Below are 17,076 nucleotides of genomic sequence, written 5' to 3'. Positions count from 1 at the left end.
CAACGATTTCTGCCCAACGAACGGAAGCGCCCATGATACGCCTGAACGTGAACGGCTCCGTGCGCGAGGTCGAGGCGGAGCCCGACACGCCGCTGCTCTGGGTGATCCGCGAGCAGGTCGGCCTCACCGGCACCAAGTACGGCTGCGGCATCGCCCAGTGCGGCGCCTGCACGGTCCATATCGACGGGCAGGCGGTGCGCTCCTGCTCGCTTCCCGTCTCGGCGGTCGAGCCGGGCCAGCAGATCGTCACCATCGAGGGCCTGAGCCCCGACCGCTCGCACCCGGTGCAGAAGGCCTGGGCGGCGCTCGACGTGCCGCAATGCGGCTTCTGCCAGTCCGGCATGATCATGGCCGCCGCCGCCCTGCTGGCGCAGAAGCCGAAGCCCAGCGAGGCCGAGATCCGCCAGGAGATCACCAACATCTGCCGCTGCGGCACCTACAACCGGGTGCTCGCCGGCATCAACCTCGCCGCCCAGGGCGGCGAGACCGGCCGCGGCTGACGGAGGCTCCGATGACCCATACCGCCTCCCCCGCCCTGTCGCGCCGCTTCTTCCTCGCCGGCTCCGCCGCCGCGGCCGGCGGCCTCGCCCTCGGCTTCGACCTGCCCTCCGCCGAGGCCGCCTCCCCGGCGGCCACGCCAGAGATCAACGCCTGGGTGGTGGTGCGCCCGGACGAGACCGTGGTGATCCGCATCGCCCGCTCGGAGATGGGCCAGGGCACGCTGACCGGCCTCGCCCAGCTCGTGGCGGAGGAGCTCGGCTGCGACTGGAACAGGGTCACGACCGAGTACCCGACCCCGGGCCAGAACCTCGCCCGCGGCCGCGTCTGGGGCGACTTCTCGACCGGCGGCAGCCGCGGCATCCGCGAATCCTACGTCGCGGTGCGCCAGGGCGGGGCCGCCGCCCGCACCATGCTAGTCGCAGCGGCCGCGCAGGAATGGAACGTGCCGCCCGGCGAGTGCCGGGTCGAGCGCGGCACGATCAGCCATCCGGGCTCCGGCCGCTCCACCACCTTCGGCAAGGTCGCAGCCGCCGCCGGCAAGATGGAGCCGCCGAAGGAGGTGCCGCTCAAGGATCCGAAGGACTGGATCATCGCCGGCAAGCCGGTGAAGCGCCTCGACACGGTCGAGAAGACCGACGGCTCGCAGGTCTACGGCATCGATCTGAAACTGCCGGGGATGCTCAACGCCGCGATCCGCGACTGCCCGGTGGTCGGCGGCACGGTGAAGAGCGTCGATGCGGCGGCCGTGGAAAAGATGCCCGGCGTGCGCAAGGTGGTGCGGGTCGGCGACAGTGCCGTGGCCGTCGTCGCCGACACGTTCTGGCGCGCCAAGACTGCGGTCGAGGCACTTCCCATCGTCTGGGACGAGGGCCCGAACGCCAAGGTCTCGAGCGACACCATCGCGGCGATGCTGAAGGAGGGGCTGGACGCTCCTGAAGCCTTCGTCGGCAACAAGGCCGGGGACGCCGCAGGCGCGCTGAAAGGCGCCGCGAAGGTCGTCGAGGCGACCTACGCCTACCCGTTCCAGAACCACGCCACGATGGAGCCGATGAACGCCACGGCGCGCTGGACGTCGGACAAGTGCGAGGTCTGGACTCCGACCCAGAACGGCGAGGCGGCGCTCGCCGCGGCGGCCGAGGCCGCCGGCCTCTCGGCGCGGCAATGCGACGTCACCAAGATCCATCTCGGCGGCGGCTTCGGCCGGCGCGGCGCCACCCATGACTGGGTGCGCCAGGCGGTGCTGATCGCGAAGGAACTCCCCGGGACCCCGGTCAAGCTGATCTGGACCCGCGAGGAGGACATGACCCACGGCCGCTACCATCCGGTCACGCAGTGCCGGATGCGGGCGGCGCTGGACGAGAGCGGCAACCTGACCGGCCTGCACATGCGGATCTCCGGCCAGTCGATCCTGGCCGGCATCATCCCCGGACGGCTGGCGCCCGACGGCAAGGACCCGGTGACGTTCCAGGGCCTCAATCCCGGCGGGGCGGAGGCGGCGATCGGCTACACGATCCCGAACCTCCTCATCGATCACGCGATGCGCAACCCGCCGATCATCCCGGGCTTCTGGCGCGGGGTGAACACCAACCCGAACGCGATCTACCTCGAATGCTTCCTCGACGAGGTGGCGCATGCGGCGGGCCAGGACCCGCTCGCCTTCCGGCGCAAGCTGATGGAGAAGCACCCCAAGCACCTCGCCGTGCTGAACGCGGTGGCCGAGCGGATCGGCTGGGACACCAAGCCGCCGGAAGGCGTGCACCGGGGCCTCGCCCAGATCATGGGCTTCGGCAGCTACGTGGCGGCGGCCGCGGAAGTGTCGGTCGATGACGACGGCAAGATCAAGGTCCACCGCATCGTCGCCGCCACCGATCCGGGCATCGCGGTCAACCCGCAGCAGATCGAGGCGCAGGTCGCCGGCTCCTTCGTCTACGGGCTGTCGGCAGCGCTCTACGGCGAGTGTACGGTGAAGGACGGGCGCATCGAGCAGACCAACTTCGATTCCTACCCGGTCCTGCGCCTCGACGAGATGCCGGCGGTGGAGGCGATCCTGATGCCGTCGGGCGGCTTCATCGGCGGCGTCGGCGAGCCGACGATCGCGGTGGCGGCGCCCGCCGTGCTCAACGCGGTCTTCGCCGCCACCGGCAAGCGGGTGCGCCAGATCCCGGCGAGCCGCACGGACCTGAAGCGCGCGTGAGGGCAGGGCTCCTCCTCCTGATGCTCGCGAGCCCGGTGGCGGCGGCCGCGCCGCCGGGCGCCTCGTCCTGCTCGGGGTGCCACGGGGCCCCGGGCGGGGCGGTGCCGAGCCTCATCGGCCACTCGGCCGAGGATATCGCGGCCTCACTGTCCGCCTTCCGGTCGGGCGCCCGGCCGGCGACGGTGATGAACCGCATCGCCAAGGGCTTTTCGGAGTCCGAGAGCCGGGCGATCGCCGATTATCTCGCGGGGGGCGGCCAGTGAGCGGGATTGGCCGTCGCGCGGTGCTGGCGGGGCTCGCCGCCACCGCCCTCCCCCGCCCGGCCCTCGCGCAGGGCGCACGCGGGCGCGTCGCCGTCATCGGCGGCGGGTTCGGCGGCGCCACGGCGGCGCGGGTGCTGCACCGGGCGGGCCTCGACGTGACCCTGGTCGAGCCGGCGGAGACCTATTGGGCCTGCCCGTTCAGCAACGAGGTGATCGCCGGTCTGCGGCCGATGTCGGCGCAAGCCTTCGGCTACGAGGGTCTGCGGGCGAGCGGCGTCACGATCGCGCGCACCAGCGCCGAGGCGGTCGACGGCGCGGCCCGGCAGGTCCGCCTCGCCGACGGTCGGACGCTCGATTACGACCGGCTGATCCTCTCGCCCGGCATCGCTTTGCGCTTCGACGCCCTGCCGGGCTACGACGCGGCCGCCGCCGAGACGATGCCGCATGCCTGGAAGGCCGGGGCGCAGACCGAGCTGCTGGCCCAGAAACTCGCCGCCTTGCCGGAGGGCGGCACGGTGGTGCTGTCGGTGCCGGGCAATCCCTATCGCTGCCCGCCCGGACCCTACGAGCGGGCGAGCCTGATCGCGTACTACCTCAAGGCGCACAAGCCCCGCGCCAAGCTGATCGTGCTCGACGCCAAGGACACGTTCTCGAAGCAGAAGCTGTTCGAGCAGGCCTGGAAGGCCCTCTATCCCGGCCTCCTCGAATACGTGCCGCTCGCGGCCGGCGGCCAGGTCACCGCGGTCGATCCGGCGGCGATGACCGTCGCCACCGATTTCGAGACCTACAAGGCCGATCTCGCCTGCATCATCCCGCCCCAGCGGGCGGCCCCGATCGCGACGCAGGCCGGCGTCGCCGACCGCTCGGGCTGGTGCCCGATCGATCCCGTCACCTTCGAATCGCGCCTGGTGCCGCGGATCCACGTGATCGGCGACGCCGCCATCGCCGGGGCGATGCCGAAATCCGCCTTCGCGGCCAATGCGCAGGGAAAGGTCTGCGCCGAGGCCGTGACCGACCTCCTGGCCGGACGGACGCCCGCGGCGCCGAAGCTGATCAACACCTGCTACAGCCTCGTCGCGCCGGGCTACGGCATCTCGGTCGCCGGGGTGTACCACCCAGACAAGGGGGTGCTCGCCGACGTCGAGGGCGCCGGCGGCACCAGCCCGGTCGACGCGCCCGACACGGTGCGGCAGCAGGAAGCGACCTACGCCGAGGATTGGTACCGGACGATCACCTCGGCGGTGTTCGGGTGAGGCGCCGGCTCGCCGTGCTCCTCGCCCTCACACAGACCGCGCTCGCGCCCGCGACCATCCTCGGCGACGCGATCCCGCTGCCGCTCGACGGCCGGACCGGGGACGCGGGCCGCGGCCGGGCGATCGCCACCGACACCCGCAAGGGCCTGTGCCCGCTCTGCCATACCGGCCTCGGCGGCAGCGCCCCGGCGGGCGATCTCGGGCCGGACCTGTCCGATATCGGGGCACGGCTCTCGGAGGGACAATTGCGCCTGCGGCTCGTCGACGGGCGGGTCTTGAACCCCGCGACCCTGATGCCCTCCTACTACCGGACCGACGGCACGCGGGTGGCGAGCGCCTGGCGCGGCCGGCCGGTGCTGGAGGCGGGGGAGATCGAGGACGTGATCGCCTATCTCCTCACCCTGAAGGGAGGGCAAGCGACGCCATGACGGACGCCATGACGGCTCTCCACCGTCGCACGCTCCTCGCCGGAGGCGCCGGCCTGCTCACGGTCGCGCTGGTGCGCCCCGGTCGCGCGGCGCTCATCCGGCCGAGCCGCGAGGCCACCGTCGAGGCGATCCGCCGCTTCACCGGCGGCGCGCCCGTCCAGGCGGGCCGGATCCACCTCGACATGCCGCCGCTGGTCGAGAACGGCAACACCGTGCCGCTCGCCATCACCGTCGAGAGCCCGATGAGCGAGGCCGACCACGTCCGCCGCATCGCGGTGTTCAACGACAAGAACCCGCAGCCGCACGTGGTGACGCTGCATCTCGGGCCGCGCGCCGGCCGCGCCGCGGTCAACACCCGGATCCGCCTGGCCGATTCCCAGACCATCACCGCCCTCGCCGAAATGCGCGACGGCACCTTCTGGTCCGCTACCGCCGACGCGATCGTGACGCTGGCGGCCTGCGTCGAAGGATCGTGACGATGGCCCGCGCCCTCATCAACCTGCCGAAGACCGCGAAGGCCGGCGCGGTGATCGAGATCAAGACCCTGATCTCGCACCCGATGGAGACCGGCTACCGCCCCGGCCCGGACGGCCGCCTGATCCCGCGCAACATCATCACCGAGTTCGTCTGCCGGTACGATGACGAGGAGGTGTTTCGCGCCGAATTGTCGCCGGCGAGCGCGGCGAACCCGTACCTGACCTTCACCACCGTCGCGACAAAGACCGGGACCCTGACCTTCACCTGGACCGGGGATAACGGGTTCTCGCAGACGGAGGAGGTGGGGATCACGGTGACGTAGGAAGCCCGACGAGCGGCCCAGAATGAAGCGCGCTGCTCCCTCCGAACCCTCCCCCCTCTGCGGGGGAGGGTGCCCCACGGAGTGGGGCGGGAGAGGGGAACCACGCTTCCGGAGAAGCCTGAACCGTCGTGAAAGGCGCTCGCTGGATGAGCGTCGCGCTGCCCCTCTCCCGACCCCCGCTGACGCGGGGGCCACCCTCCCCCGCAGAGGGGGGAGGGTTCAAGCCGCGCGGCTCACCCTACACTCTCCCCCTCCCGCAAAGCCCGTCGCAGCACCTTGCCGACATTGGTCTTCGGCAGGCTGTCGCGAAAAACGTAGCGGCGGGGCACCTTGTACGCCGTCAACCCCTCCCGGGCATGAGCTCGCAGGGCCTCCGCGGTGAGGTCGGGATCGCGCCGGACCACGTGGGCGACGACGCTCTCGCCGGTCTCCGCCGAGGGCTCGCCCACCACCGCCACCTCCAGCACGCCCGGATGGGCGGCGAGCACGTCCTCGACCTCGTTCGGATAGACGTTGAAGCCGGAGACCAGGATCATGTCCTTCATCCGGTCGACGATGCGGACCTGCCCGTCGGGCTCGATCAGCGCGATGTCGCCGGTGCGGAAGAAGCCGTCCGGGGTCATCGCCCGGGCGGTCTCGTCGGCCCGGCCCCAGTAGCCGGCCATGACCTGCGGCCCGCGCACGCAGAGCTCGCCGGGCTGGCCCGCCGGCAGGGTGGTGCCCTCGGCGTCGCGGATGCACACCTCCGTCGAGGGCGCCGGGTAGCCGATGGTGCCCGACCAGTCGTGCAGGTCCGGCGGGTTGATGGAGACCACCGGCGAGGTCTCGGACAGGCCGTAGCCCTCGATCACCGGCTTGCCGGTCACGGCTTTCCAGCGCCGGGCCACGGGCGCCTGCATCGCCATGCCGCCGGCGATGGCGTATTCGAGCCGCGACCAGTCGACCTTGGCGATGTCCGGGTGGTTGAGGAGCGCGTTGAACAGGGTGTTGACGCCCGACAGGTTGGTGAAGCGGCTCTTGCGCAGGAGGCTCACGAAACCGCCGATGTCGCGCGGGTTCGGCACCAGCAGGCAGCAGGCGCCGAGCCGCATCATGAAGAAGAAGCAGCAGGTCAGCGCGAAGATGTGGTAGAGCGGCAGCGCCGTCACCATCACCCGGCCCGGGCCCTCGTCGTCGCGCATGCGGAACCAGACCCGGCTCTGCTCGACATTGGCGGCGACGTTGCGATGGGTGAGCATCGCCCCCTTCGAGACGCCGGTGGTGCCGCCGGTATATTGCAGGAAGGCGAGATCGTCCGGACCGACCGCGACCGGCCGGAAGGTGGCGCGGCGCCCGGCGGCGAGCGCCGCCTTGAAGCTGGTCCGGCGCTCCGTCGGCAGCGTGAATGGAGGCACCGCCTTCTTGAGGTGGCGCGCCGCGAGCGTGATGAGCGAGCCCTTCAGCCCGAGCCCGTCGCCGGCGCCGGCCACCACAACCCGCTCGAGGCCGGGCAGCTCGGGCAGCGACTCGGCGACCGTGTGGCAAAAGTTCTCCAGCACCACCAGCACCCGGGCGCCGGCATCGCGCAGCTGGTGGGTCAGCTCGCGCGGGGTGTAGAGCGGGTTGACGTTCACGACCGTGGCACCGGCGAGCAGCGCGCCGACGAGGGCGATGGGGAAGGCCGGCACGTTCGGCATCATCAGGGCGACCCGGTCGCCCTTGGTCACCCCTTGCGCTTGCAGGAAGGCCGCCATCGCCTCGCCCTCGCGCCGCAGCGCCGCGAAGGTCAGGGAGGCGCCGAAACAGGTGATCGCCGGGCGGTCGGCGAAGCGTCGCGTGGCGGTCTCGATCAGCTCGACCAGGGTGCCGAGGCGCTCGGTCTCGATCTCCGCCGGAACGCCGGCCGGATAGGCGGCGAGCCAGGGCCGCGGCGGGGTGTTGGGTTCCATCGCGCTCGACCCCTTGCCCATGAACTCCGTCCTCCCCGGTGCCGGGTGCCGCACGGGCCCCAGCTTACCTACGGGTTAGCGTCTCCCCGAGGTGGATTCAACCGATGCGCGGGGTCGGACGAGGTCGAGGGTCACGTGCGGCAGGAACGCCGCGAGCACGAGGCCGAGCGCGAGCGCGGCCTGATCGCCGGAGAGGACCAGCCGCGGGAAGCCCGACAGGCCGACGTCGCGCGCCACCGCCAGCAGGCCGAGCGCCCAGGCCAGGGCTGCGAAGCGCAGGAGCGCCCGGACGAGGGCGCGGCCCCGGGCGCCCCGGCGCGGCAGGCCCCGCGCGACGAGGGCGGCGAAGCCCAAGGCGAAGCCGAGCACGAAGGCCGCCGCCACGGCGCCGAGCCCCTGCGCCACCGCCATCGGCTGGCCGGACAGGAAGGCGACGCCGCCGACGGAGAAGCCGGCCCGCAGCACCAGCCCGCCATAGGTCGGGTGCAGCGACAGGCCGGTCACGAGGGTGAGGCCGAGACACGCGCCGAGCCAGCCGCGCCAGTTCGGTGCGGCGAGCGGCAGCAGCGCCGCCCGCACGATGCCGTAGGCGATGGCCGGGAAGAACAGCGGGTAGCGGTCGGCGAAGAAGCCGTAGGCCCACTGGCCGAAGCCCGCCGCGTCGAGGCTGCGTTGCGTCGTGCCGGTGGCGGCGACGAGCGCCACGGCGGAGAGCGCCGCCGCGAGCGGGATCAGGGCGGCGAGGCGCCCCGGCCGGGACGCGGCCACGGGGGCGGCGCCCGGCAGGGCGCCCGCGAGCGCGCTCACGCCTCGTAGTGGTCGCGCACGAGCCGGTCGAGGAGGCGCACGCCCCAGCCCGAGCCCCAGGAGCGGTTGGTCTCGGTCGCCGGCGAGCCCATGCCGACGCCGGCGATGTCGAGGTGGATCCACGGCACGTCGTTGACGTAGCGCTTGAGGAACTGCGCCGCGGTGGCCGAGCCGCCGTGGCGGCCGCCGGTGTTCTTCATGTCGGCGAATTTCGACTCGATCAGCTTGTCGAAGCCCGGCGTCAGCGGCATGCGCCACACCTTCTCGCCGGTGGCCTCGCCGGCGGCCGAGAGGCGCTGCGCCAGCTCGTCGTTGTTCGAGAACATGCCGGCGAATTCCTGGCCGAGCGCCACCAGGATCGCGCCGGTCAGGGTCGCGAGGTCGATCATGAAGCGGGGCCTGTAGGTCTGCTGCACGTGCCAGAGCACGTCGGCGAGCACCAGGCGCCCTTCCGCGTCGGTGTTGATGATCTCGATCGTCTGGCCCGACAGCGAGGTGACGATGTCGCCGGGGCGCTGGGCCTTGCCGTCGGGCATGTTCTCGACGAGGCCGATGGCGCCAAGCGCGTTCACCTTGGCCTTGCGGCTGGCGAGGGCATGCATCAGGCCGACGACGCAGGCGGCGCCCGCCATGTCGCCCTTCATGTCCTCCATGCCGCCGCTCCCCTTGATGGAGATGCCGCCGGAATCGAAGGTCACGCCCTTGCCGATGAAGGCCACCGGCGCGTCGGAGGCGTCCTCAGCCCCGTTCCAGCGCATGATGACGACCCGGGCCTCCTTGGCCGAGCCCTGCGCGACGGCGAGCAGCGCCCGCATGCCGAGCTTCTTCATGTCCTTCTCGTCGAGGATCTCGATCTCGACGCCGAGCTTCTCCAGCGCCTCGGCGCGGCGGGCGAACTCCTCCGGGTCGAGGACGTTCGGTGGCTCGTTGACGAGCTCGCGGGCGAGGATCACGCCCTCGGCGAGCCCCTCCGCGCCGCGCATCGCCTTCTTCAGGCCGGCATTCTCCGGCACCAGCAGGGTCAGGCGCCCGCCCCCGCCGCTCTCCTCGCCCTCCGGCGACTTCTTGCTCTTGTAGCGGTCGAACTTGTACGCACGCAGGCGGGCTCCGAGCGAGAAGGCCGCGACCTCGTCGGAGCCCGGCGCCGTGCCGGGCCATTCGAGCACGACCGTCGCCGCGCGGCTGCCGAGCTTGCCGGCGGTGTAGCCGCCGAGGGCCGCCCAGTCGCGGGCGGACGCCTCGTCCGCTCCGGTGCCGACCACCACCAGCCGCTCGACCGCGAGGCCGGCGGGAGCGGTGAGAACGAGGGCGCTCGAGGCCTTGCCCTTGAACCGCTCGACGCCCGCGGCGCGGGCCACCAGCTCGGCCGCGCCGGGCCCGGCGATCTCGGCCGCCCGCGGCGACAGGGCGAGGTCCTCGCCGACGAACAGCACGAGGTCGCCGCCGGGCTTGGCCGACGCTCCGGACGCGGCGAGGGATTCGATCTCGATGCTGATGCCGTCCGCCATGGCGTTGCTTTCGTCCCGTTCCTTGGATCGCGCGTCTCACGAGGGGCGCCGCGTCGGTCCTGTGTAGCGGCCGGACACGGGCGAGCGCAACGCGGGCCGAGTGTGGCGGCCCAGGCGCGCCCGCCCGCAAAAGGCCGCACTTGCCGTGCTTGAGGGCATCCGATGCTTGTGCGGCCGGCGGGGGACGCCTAACCAGCATCGACGCGGGAGGGGGCCCGACCGCAGCCGGCCGATGAGACAGATCGAGCGCTACATCTTCCGCATCGCCCTCGGGGCCTTCCTGTCGTGCCTGATCGGCCTCACCGGCGTGATCTGGGTGACGCAGGCCCTGCGCGAGCTCGACCTGATCACCGCCAAGGGCCAGACCCTGCTGATCTTCTTCCTGATCACCGGGCTGTCGCTGCCGACCCTGATCACCGTGATCGCGCCGGTCGCCCTATTCATCGCGGTGGTCTACGCGCTGAACAAGCTCAACGGCGATTCCGAGCTGATCGTGATGAGCGCGGCGGGCATGTCGCCGCGCCACCTGATGCGGCCGTTCCTGACGCTGGCCCTCCTCGTCAGCGCGGCGATCGGCTTCCTGACCATCCAGGTGATGCCGTCGAGCTTCCAGGAGCTGCGCGACGTGCTCACCCGCGTGCGCGGCGACTTCATCGCCAACGTGGTCAAGGAAGGGCAGTTCACCACGCTCGACAGCGGCATCACCTTCCACTTCCGCGAGCGGGCGCCGAACGGGGCGCTTTTGGGCATCTTCATGCAGGACCGGCGCGAGGCCGGGAAGACGGTGGTCTACCTCGCCGAGCGCGGCCAGGCGGTCGACCTCGACGGGCAGACCTACCTCGTGCTCGAGAAGGGCAGCATCCACCGCCAGCAGCCGAACAGCCGCGACTCCTCGATCATCACCTTCCAGCGCTACGCCGTCGACCTCGCGGCGTTCACGCCGCCCGATGCCGACACGATCTACAAGCCGCGCGAGCGCTCGACCGTGCAGCTCATGTTCCCGAACCCGGACGAGACCTACTACAAGCTGACGAAGGGCCGCTTCCGGGCCGAGCTGCACGACCGGCTGTCCTCCTGGCTCTATCCCCTGGCGCTCGGGCTGATCGCCTTCGCGGCGCTCGGCGACCCCCGCACCACCCGGCAAGGGCGGGGGCTGGCGGTGGCGGGCGCCATCGCCGCCGTGGTGGGGTTGCGCATCGCGGGCTTCGCCGCTTCGAGCGCGGCGGTGCGCAGCCAGGGCGCCGTGATCGCGGTCTACGCCGCGCCGCTCATCGCCATCGCCCTCTCCCTCGTCGTCGCCACCCAGGGCAACCGGGTGCGGGCCTTCAACGCGGGCGTGGCCGCGCGGCTGCGCCGGTTCTCGGCGGCGGTCCCGGTCCTGCGCGCACGGGCGGGCTGAGCGGATGCTGATCGGCTTGACCCTCGGCCGCTACCTGGCGGTCCGCTTCCTGCGCATGATCCTGGGGGTCTTCCTCACGGTCTTCGCCCTCGTCTACACCCTCGACTTCGTCGAGCTGATGCGGCGCGCCGGCGATGCCGAGGGAGCGTCGGCCGCCGTGATGGCGCGGCTCGCGCTCTACCGCACCCCGGCGGTGGCCGAGCAGGTGCTGCCCTTCGCGATCCTGTTCGGCGCCATGGCGGCCCTGCTCCAGCTCAGCCGCAAGCTCGAACTGGTGGTGGCGCGGGCCGCCGGCATCTCGGCCTGGCAGTTCCTGCAGCCCGGGGTCCTCGTGGCGCTCGGCATCGGCGCCTTCACGGTCGGGGTCTACAACCCGGTCTCGGCCGAGCTGAAGCAGCGCTCGACGCAGATCGAGGCGAAGATCTTCGCCCGCTCGGGCAAAGCCGCCTCCGGCAAGGACCTGTGGATCCGCCAGCGCAGCATCGACGGGCAGGCGATCATCCGGGCCGAGACCGCGATCGAGGGCACCACCACGCTCGCCGGCGTCGCGGTCTTCACCTTCGACGAGGCCGGCGCCTTCACCCAGCAGATGCAGGCGGCCCGGGCCACCCTGCACGACGGCTACTGGGAGCTCCAGGACGTGCGGGTGCAGGGAATGGACCAGGAGCCGCAGAGCTACGACACCTACCTGATCGCCTCGACGCTCGATCAATCGCAGGTGCGTCAGCGCTTCACCCCGCCGGAATCCGTGCCTTTCTGGCAACTCCGCCAGACGATCGCCCGGACCGAGCGGGCGGGACTCGACGCCACGCGTTACCGCCTGCAGTACGACGTGCTGATGGCCCGGCCGGTGCTGTTCCTGGCGATGGTGCTGGTGGCGGCATCGGTTTCATTAAGGTTTTTCCGTTTCGGTGGCATCGGCAAGATGGTGCTCGGCGGCGTCGCGGCGGGCTTCGTGCTCTACGTGGCACGCCAGGTGATGGAGGGCCTAGGAGCCTCTGGATTGGTCGCGGCGCCGGTGGCGGCGTGGTTCCCGGCCGTGGTAGGGAGTCTTCTCGGAACGCTCGCGCTTCTGCATCTGGAGGACGGCTGATGCCCATCCTCCGGAGACGCGGCGCGGGCATAGCGGGTGCAGGGATGGGTCGAGTCGTGCGTAAGGCCGCGGGTGCCGCGGTCACGGGATCCCTGACGGTTCTGCTGGCGGCCGCCGTGACGGTGGGCGCGAGCGACCTTGCGCGCGCGCAGGGCACGCTCAACGACCGCCTGGCGGCGCGGTCTGCCAAGAACCAGGGCAAGCCCGGGAACGGCGACGAGCGCCTGCTCGTCGAGGCCAAGGAGCTCGTCTACGACAACGACAAGAACACGGTCTCGGCGGTCGGCAATGCCGAGCTGCATTACGGCCCGCGCACCCTGCTGGCCGACCGCGTGCGCTACGACCGCAACACCGGCCGGGTCTTCGCGGAGGGCAATGTCCGCCTCACCGACGAGACGGGTGCGGTGGTGACCGGCGACCGGATGGAGCTGACGGACGACTTCAAATCCGGCTTCATCGACTCGCTGCGCATCCAGCAGACCATCGAGCAGCGCGGCCGCCCGGCCCGGGTGCGGTTCTCCGCCCCGCGGGCGGAACGCATCGCGGGCGAGACCACGACCTTCGAGTACGGCACCTACACGGCTTGCGAGCCGTGCAAGGACCATCCCGAGAGGCCGCCGCTGTGGCAGGTCAAGGCGGCGCGGATCATCCACAACAACGAGGAGCGCCGGATCTACTACGAGGATTCGTACCTCGAAGTGGCCGGCATCCCGATCGCCTACCTGCCCTATTTCTACTCGCCCGACCCGACGGTGCGGCGCGACACCGGCTTCCTGGCGCCGCACTTCGTCTCGTCGAACGTGCTCGGCTACGGCATCGGTACGCCGTTCTTCTGGAACATCGCGCCCGATTACGACCTCACCGTCGAGCCGACCTTCCTGTCGAAGCAGGGCGTGCTCGGCCAGGCCGAGTGGCGCCAGCGGCTCGCCAACGGCTTCTACAACGTCCGGGTCAGCGGCATCTTCCAGTCGACGCCGAGCGCGTTCCTGCCCGGGCCCCTCGGCTCCGGCGACCGCGACTTCCGTGGCTCGATCGAATCGGCCGGCCAGTTCTATCTCGGCCAGAACTGGCGCGCCGGCTGGGACATCGTCGGCGTCACCGACAAGTGGTTCCTCGACAATTACCGCATCCGCAACCAGACGATCAGCACGGACTACTTCCGCGAGGCGGTCTCGACCGCCTTCCTGATCGGCCAGGGCGACCGCTCGTGGTTCGAGGCGCGGGGCTACTACTTCAAGGGCCTGTCGACCTACGACTGGCAGAAGCAGCAGCCGATCGTCGCCCCGGTAATCGACTACGACAAGCGCCGCGACGGGCCCGACCCGATCGGCGGCGAGGTGCGGTTCCAGGGCAACTTCACCCACCTGACCCGCGAGGCGACGCAGTACACCCAGATCCCGCGCACCGGGACCTACCTGCTCAGCCCGAGCGTCAACGGGATCTCGTTCCCGCTCTACAGCACCTGCTCGGTGTTCGAGCGCGGGCAGTGCCTGGTGAGCGGGCTCGCCGGCGACACCACGCGGGCGACCGCCCAGGTGTCGTGGCGGCGCACCTTCACCGACGAGTTCGGCCAGCGCTGGCAGCCCTTCGCCTACCTGCGCGGCGACGCGTTCTTCGTGAACCCGAACACGACCGGCTACCAGAACCCCGAGGTCTCGAACCTGTTCTCGCCGGAATCGAACTTTTCCGGCCGGGTGATGCCGGCGGTCGGCCTCGAATACCGCTACCCCTTCGTCGCCGATATGGGCCCGCTCGGGGTCCACACCGTGTCGCCGATCGTCCAGGTGATCGCGCGGCCGAGCGAGACCCATATCGGCCGTCTGCCGAACGAGGACGCCCAGAGCCTCGTCTTCGACGACACCTCGCTGTTCGAGTGGGACAAGTTCTCCGGCTACGACCGGGTCGAAGGCGGCGTGCGCGCCAATATCGGCGCCGAGTACGCGATCACCGGCCGCAACGGCTTCTACATGAACGCGATGTTCGGCGAGTCCCTCGCGCTCGCCGGCGTCAACTCGTTCCGCCGCGGCGACATCGCCAATGTCGGCCGCGATTCCGGCCTCGAGACCGCCCAGTCGGACTTCGTCTCGCGCCTCCAGGTCTCGCCGAACCAGAACATCAGCTTCATCACCCGGGCCCGGTTCGACAACTCGACCTTCGCGCTCAAGCGCTTCGAGGCTGGCGTGACGGCGAAGTTCGCGCCGTTCCTGCCGCTCGAGACCTCGCTGCTCTACGCCCGCTACGAGGCGCAGCCCGAGCTCGGCTACGACCGCCGCCGCGAGGGCCTGCAGGCCTCGGCGCTCTACAACATCACGCCGAACTGGTTCGTGACCGGCTCGGTGCTGTTCGACCTCTCGCACTACCTCCAGGTGCGCGAGTTCTACGCCACGGCGGCCCAGGCCTACTTCCTCAACCCGGTCGGCACGGCGCCGACCTACGAGCGGGCGGACAAGTTCTACGTCTCCTCGTCGGGCCTCGGCTTCGGCTACCGCGACGAGTGCACCACCATCTCGCTCAACTACCTGTCCTCGCCGATCGAGACGGCGTCGGGCCTGCGCGAGCGCAACCGCACCTTCCTGCTGCGGATCGAGCTGCGCACCCTCGGCGAGGCGAATTTCCGCCAGAACCTCAGCACCACCACGACGGCGGACGGCATCGCCACGGCCCGGTGACGGGACGGGCGACCCGGCCCTGAGGCGGCTTGCCCGGCGGAAGCCGGGATGTCATGGCGCGGGGATGCGCCACCACGGACGAGGATCCCCGCGATGACCACAGCCCTCGCGCTGACACAGGGCGATCCGGCCGGGATCGGCCCGGAGATCACCCTGCGGGCCTGGCTCGCCCGGGAGGAGCACGGCCTGGCGCCGTTCTTCGTTATCGGCGATCCGGATTTCCTCGAAAGGATCGCCACCCGGCTCGGCCTCGAAATCCCCCTCGCCGACGCAGACCCCGAGACGGCCGCCGACGCCTTCGCCCGTGCCCTCCCGGTGATGCGCTTGCCGGACGGGATCACCGTCGCGGCCGAGCCCGGCCGGCCCGATCCCGCGAGCGCCGCCGGGACGCTGGCGTCGATCGAGGAGGCGGTGCGGCTGGTGCGGGTCGGCCGGGCGCCGGCCCTCGTCACCAACCCGATCGCCAAGCACGTGCTCTACGAGGCGGGTTTTCGCCATCCCGGCCACACCGAGTACCTGGCGGCGCTCGCCGCCGCGCCGGGCGAGGTCCCGCCGACGCCCGTGATGCTGCTGTGGTCGGAGGCGCTGGCGGTCGTGCCGGTGACGATCCACGTGGCCCTGCGCCGGGTGCCCGAGTTGCTGACGGCCGACCTCGTGGTCGAGACCGCCCGCATCGTCGCGCACGACATGCGGACCCGCTTCGGCCTCGCCTCGCCGCGCCTCGTTCTCGCCGGGCTCAACCCGCATGCGGGCGAGGCCGGCACGATGGGCACGGAGGACCGCGACGTGCTGGCGCCGGCGATCGAACGCCTGCGGGCGGAGGGCATCGCCATCACCGGACCGCACCCCGCCGACACCCTGTTCCACGCCCGGGCGCGTGCCACCTACGACGTCGCGCTCGCCCCGACCCACGACCAGGCACTGATTCCGATCAAGACGCTCGCCTTCGACGAGGGGGTGAACGTGACTCTCGGGCTGCCCTTCCTGCGCACGTCGCCCGATCACGGCACCGCCTTCGACATCGCCGGCAAGGGGCTGGCGAAGCCCGACAGCCTGATCGCGGCCCTGAAGCTCGCCGGGCGGCTGACCCGACCCCGGGACGGAGGTACGGCGTGAGTTCCCCGGACGGTCTGCCGCCGCTGCGGGAGGTGGTGCAGGCGCACGACCTGCTGCCCCGCCGCTCCCTCGGCCAGAACTTCCTGTTCGACCTCAACCTCACCGGCCGGATCGCCCGGTCCTCGGGTCCGCTCGAGGGCGTGACGGTGGTCGAGGTCGGCCCCGGCCCCGGCGGCCTGACCCGAGCGCTCCTGATGCACGGCGCGGCCCGCGTCATCGCGATCGAGCGCGATCCCCGCGCCCTGCCGGCGCTCGCCGAGATCGCCGCGCACTATCCCGGCCGCCTGGAGGTGGTGGAGGCCGACGCGCTCGCATTCGATCCCAGACCGCTGATCGGCGACGGCCCGGCCCGCATCGTCGCCAACCTCCCCTACAATGTCGGCACGCCGCTCCTCACCGGCTGGCTCACCTCGGAGGCCTGGCCGCCCTGGTGGGAGTCCCTGACCCTGATGTTCCAGCGCGAGGTGGCCGAGCGCATCGTCGCCGACGAGGGCGACCGGGCGAATTACGGCCGGCTCGGCGTGCTGTGCGGCTGGCGCAGCCAGGCCACCATCCTGTTCGACGTGCCACCCTCGGCCTTCGTGCCGCCGCCGAAGGTGACGTCGAGCGTGGTGCGGCTGGTGCCGCGAGCGGAGCCCCTGCCCTGCCGGGTCCGGGCGCTCGAAGCCGTGACCGGCGCCGCCTTCGGCCAGCGCCGCAAGATGCTGCGCCAGAGCCTCAAGGCCGCGACCCCGGACCCCGCCCGCCTGCTCGCGGCCGCCGGCATCCCGGAGACGGCGCGGGCCGAGGAGGTGCCGGTCGAGGGGTTCGTGGCGATGGCGCGGGTACTGTAAGAGCCCGGTCGGCGGTTTTTGTTAAGCTCCTCGCGCTCGCGACCTCATCCCGAGGTGCGGAGCGATCGACGATCGCGGAGCCTCGAAGGAGGGCTTCAAGGATCGCGGAGACTTCTACAGCCCTCCTTCGAGGCTCCCTACGGTCACACCTCAGGATGAGGTCGCAAGTGAGAGAGGAGTTTTGCGCCTTCCCGCTATCTCGACGGGTCCCGCCGGCGAAACCTTCCTGACAACGCCTGACCGAGAAAAACAAAAGCCCCCGATCCGCCAGGGAGCGAGGGCTTC

15 protein-coding genes are annotated in these 17,076 nt (G+C 71.4%); 12 read left to right on the top strand and 3 right to left on the bottom strand.

Annotation, left to right across the window (positions count from 1 at the left end; genetic code table 11):
- Positions 1–32 precede the first annotated feature (32 nt).
- The 7 genes from DK412_RS03240 to soxZ are packed head-to-tail and all read left to right on the top strand — an operon-like array spanning position 33 to position 5,438.
- Positions 33–500: a (2Fe-2S)-binding protein gene (locus DK412_RS03240; RefSeq protein WP_109970773.1), complete on the top strand. Its 468-nt coding sequence runs from the start codon at positions 33–35 to the stop codon at positions 498–500.
- Positions 501–511: 11 nt separating this feature from the next.
- Positions 512–2,695: a molybdopterin cofactor-binding domain-containing protein gene (locus tag DK412_RS03235; RefSeq protein WP_109970772.1), complete on the top strand. Its 2,184-nt coding sequence runs from the start codon at positions 512–514 to the stop codon at positions 2,693–2,695.
- Between the two features lie 20 nt (positions 2,696–2,715).
- The gene (locus DK412_RS03230; protein ID WP_109970771.1) at positions 2,716–2,958 is read left to right on the top strand and encodes a c-type cytochrome; all 243 of its coding nucleotides are present in this window, start codon (positions 2,716–2,718) and stop codon (positions 2,956–2,958) included.
- Positions 2,955–4,211 carry an NAD(P)/FAD-dependent oxidoreductase gene (locus DK412_RS03225; protein WP_109970770.1) on the top strand — a complete coding sequence of 419 codons (1,257 nt, stop codon included), beginning with the start codon at positions 2,955–2,957 and terminating at the stop codon, positions 4,209–4,211. The genes DK412_RS03230 and DK412_RS03225 overlap by 4 nt, the downstream gene beginning before the upstream one ends.
- Positions 4,208–4,639: a sulfur oxidation c-type cytochrome SoxX gene (gene soxX, locus DK412_RS03220; RefSeq protein WP_109970769.1), complete on the top strand. Its 432-nt coding sequence runs from the start codon at positions 4,208–4,210 to the stop codon at positions 4,637–4,639. The genes DK412_RS03225 and soxX overlap by 4 nt, the downstream gene beginning before the upstream one ends.
- An 8-nt stretch (positions 4,640–4,647) precedes the next feature.
- Positions 4,648–5,115, top strand: a complete 468-nt coding sequence (locus DK412_RS03215; protein WP_109975033.1) for a SoxY-related AACIE arm protein — start codon at positions 4,648–4,650, stop codon at positions 5,113–5,115.
- A 2-nt stretch (positions 5,116–5,117) separates the two neighbouring features.
- A complete protein-coding gene (soxZ, locus tag DK412_RS03210; RefSeq protein WP_109970768.1) occupies positions 5,118–5,438 on the top strand; it encodes a thiosulfate oxidation carrier complex protein SoxZ in 321 nt (106 codons plus the stop codon).
- Between the two features lie 233 nt (positions 5,439–5,671).
- Here soxZ and DK412_RS03205 read toward each other — a convergent pair whose 3' ends face one another.
- From DK412_RS03205 to DK412_RS03195, 3 genes are all read right to left on the bottom strand, one after another.
- The gene (locus tag DK412_RS03205; RefSeq protein ID WP_109975032.1) at positions 5,672–7,366 is read right to left on the bottom strand and encodes an AMP-binding protein; all 1,695 of its coding nucleotides are present in this window, start codon (positions 7,364–7,366) and stop codon (positions 5,672–5,674) included.
- Positions 7,367–7,441: 75 nt separating this feature from the next.
- Entirely contained in the window at positions 7,442–8,173 is a 732-nt protein-coding gene (locus DK412_RS03200) for a hypothetical protein (RefSeq protein ID WP_245447406.1), read from the bottom strand.
- Positions 8,170–9,681, bottom strand: a complete 1,512-nt coding sequence (locus tag DK412_RS03195; protein WP_109970767.1) for a leucyl aminopeptidase — start codon at positions 9,679–9,681, stop codon at positions 8,170–8,172. The genes DK412_RS03200 and DK412_RS03195 overlap by 4 nt, the downstream gene beginning before the upstream one ends.
- A 232-nt stretch (positions 9,682–9,913) precedes the next feature.
- Here DK412_RS03195 and lptF point away from each other — a divergent pair, with 232 nt between their 5' ends.
- The 5 genes from lptF (at position 9,914) to rsmA (ending at position 16,791) form a co-directional block, all read left to right on the top strand.
- Positions 9,914–11,080: an LPS export ABC transporter permease LptF gene (lptF, locus tag DK412_RS03190; RefSeq protein ID WP_109970766.1), complete on the top strand. Its 1,167-nt coding sequence runs from the start codon at positions 9,914–9,916 to the stop codon at positions 11,078–11,080.
- Positions 11,081–11,084: 4 nt separating this feature from the next.
- The gene (gene lptG / locus DK412_RS03185) at positions 11,085–12,173 is read left to right on the top strand and encodes an LPS export ABC transporter permease LptG (protein WP_109970765.1); all 1,089 of its coding nucleotides are present in this window, start codon (positions 11,085–11,087) and stop codon (positions 12,171–12,173) included.
- Complete coding sequence (locus DK412_RS03180; RefSeq protein WP_245447405.1) at positions 12,173–14,842, top strand: LPS-assembly protein LptD; 2,670 nt, start codon at positions 12,173–12,175, stop codon at positions 14,840–14,842. Before lptG ends, DK412_RS03180 begins: the two co-directional genes overlap by 1 nt.
- A 93-nt stretch (positions 14,843–14,935) precedes the next feature.
- The gene (pdxA, locus tag DK412_RS03175; protein ID WP_109970763.1) at positions 14,936–15,958 is read left to right on the top strand and encodes a 4-hydroxythreonine-4-phosphate dehydrogenase PdxA; all 1,023 of its coding nucleotides are present in this window, start codon (positions 14,936–14,938) and stop codon (positions 15,956–15,958) included.
- Complete coding sequence (gene rsmA, locus DK412_RS03170; RefSeq protein WP_109970762.1) at positions 15,955–16,791, top strand: 16S rRNA (adenine(1518)-N(6)/adenine(1519)-N(6))-dimethyltransferase RsmA; 837 nt, start codon at positions 15,955–15,957, stop codon at positions 16,789–16,791. Before pdxA ends, rsmA begins: the two co-directional genes overlap by 4 nt.
- Positions 16,792–17,076: the final 285 nt, after the last annotated feature.

It is taken from the genome of Methylobacterium sp. 17Sr1-1, from assembly GCF_003173775.1.
Classification (GTDB): Bacteria; Pseudomonadota; Alphaproteobacteria; order Rhizobiales; family Beijerinckiaceae; genus Methylobacterium.
Note: the sequence above shows the minus strand (reverse complement) of the source record. Positions and strands in the feature narration are given on the sequence as shown.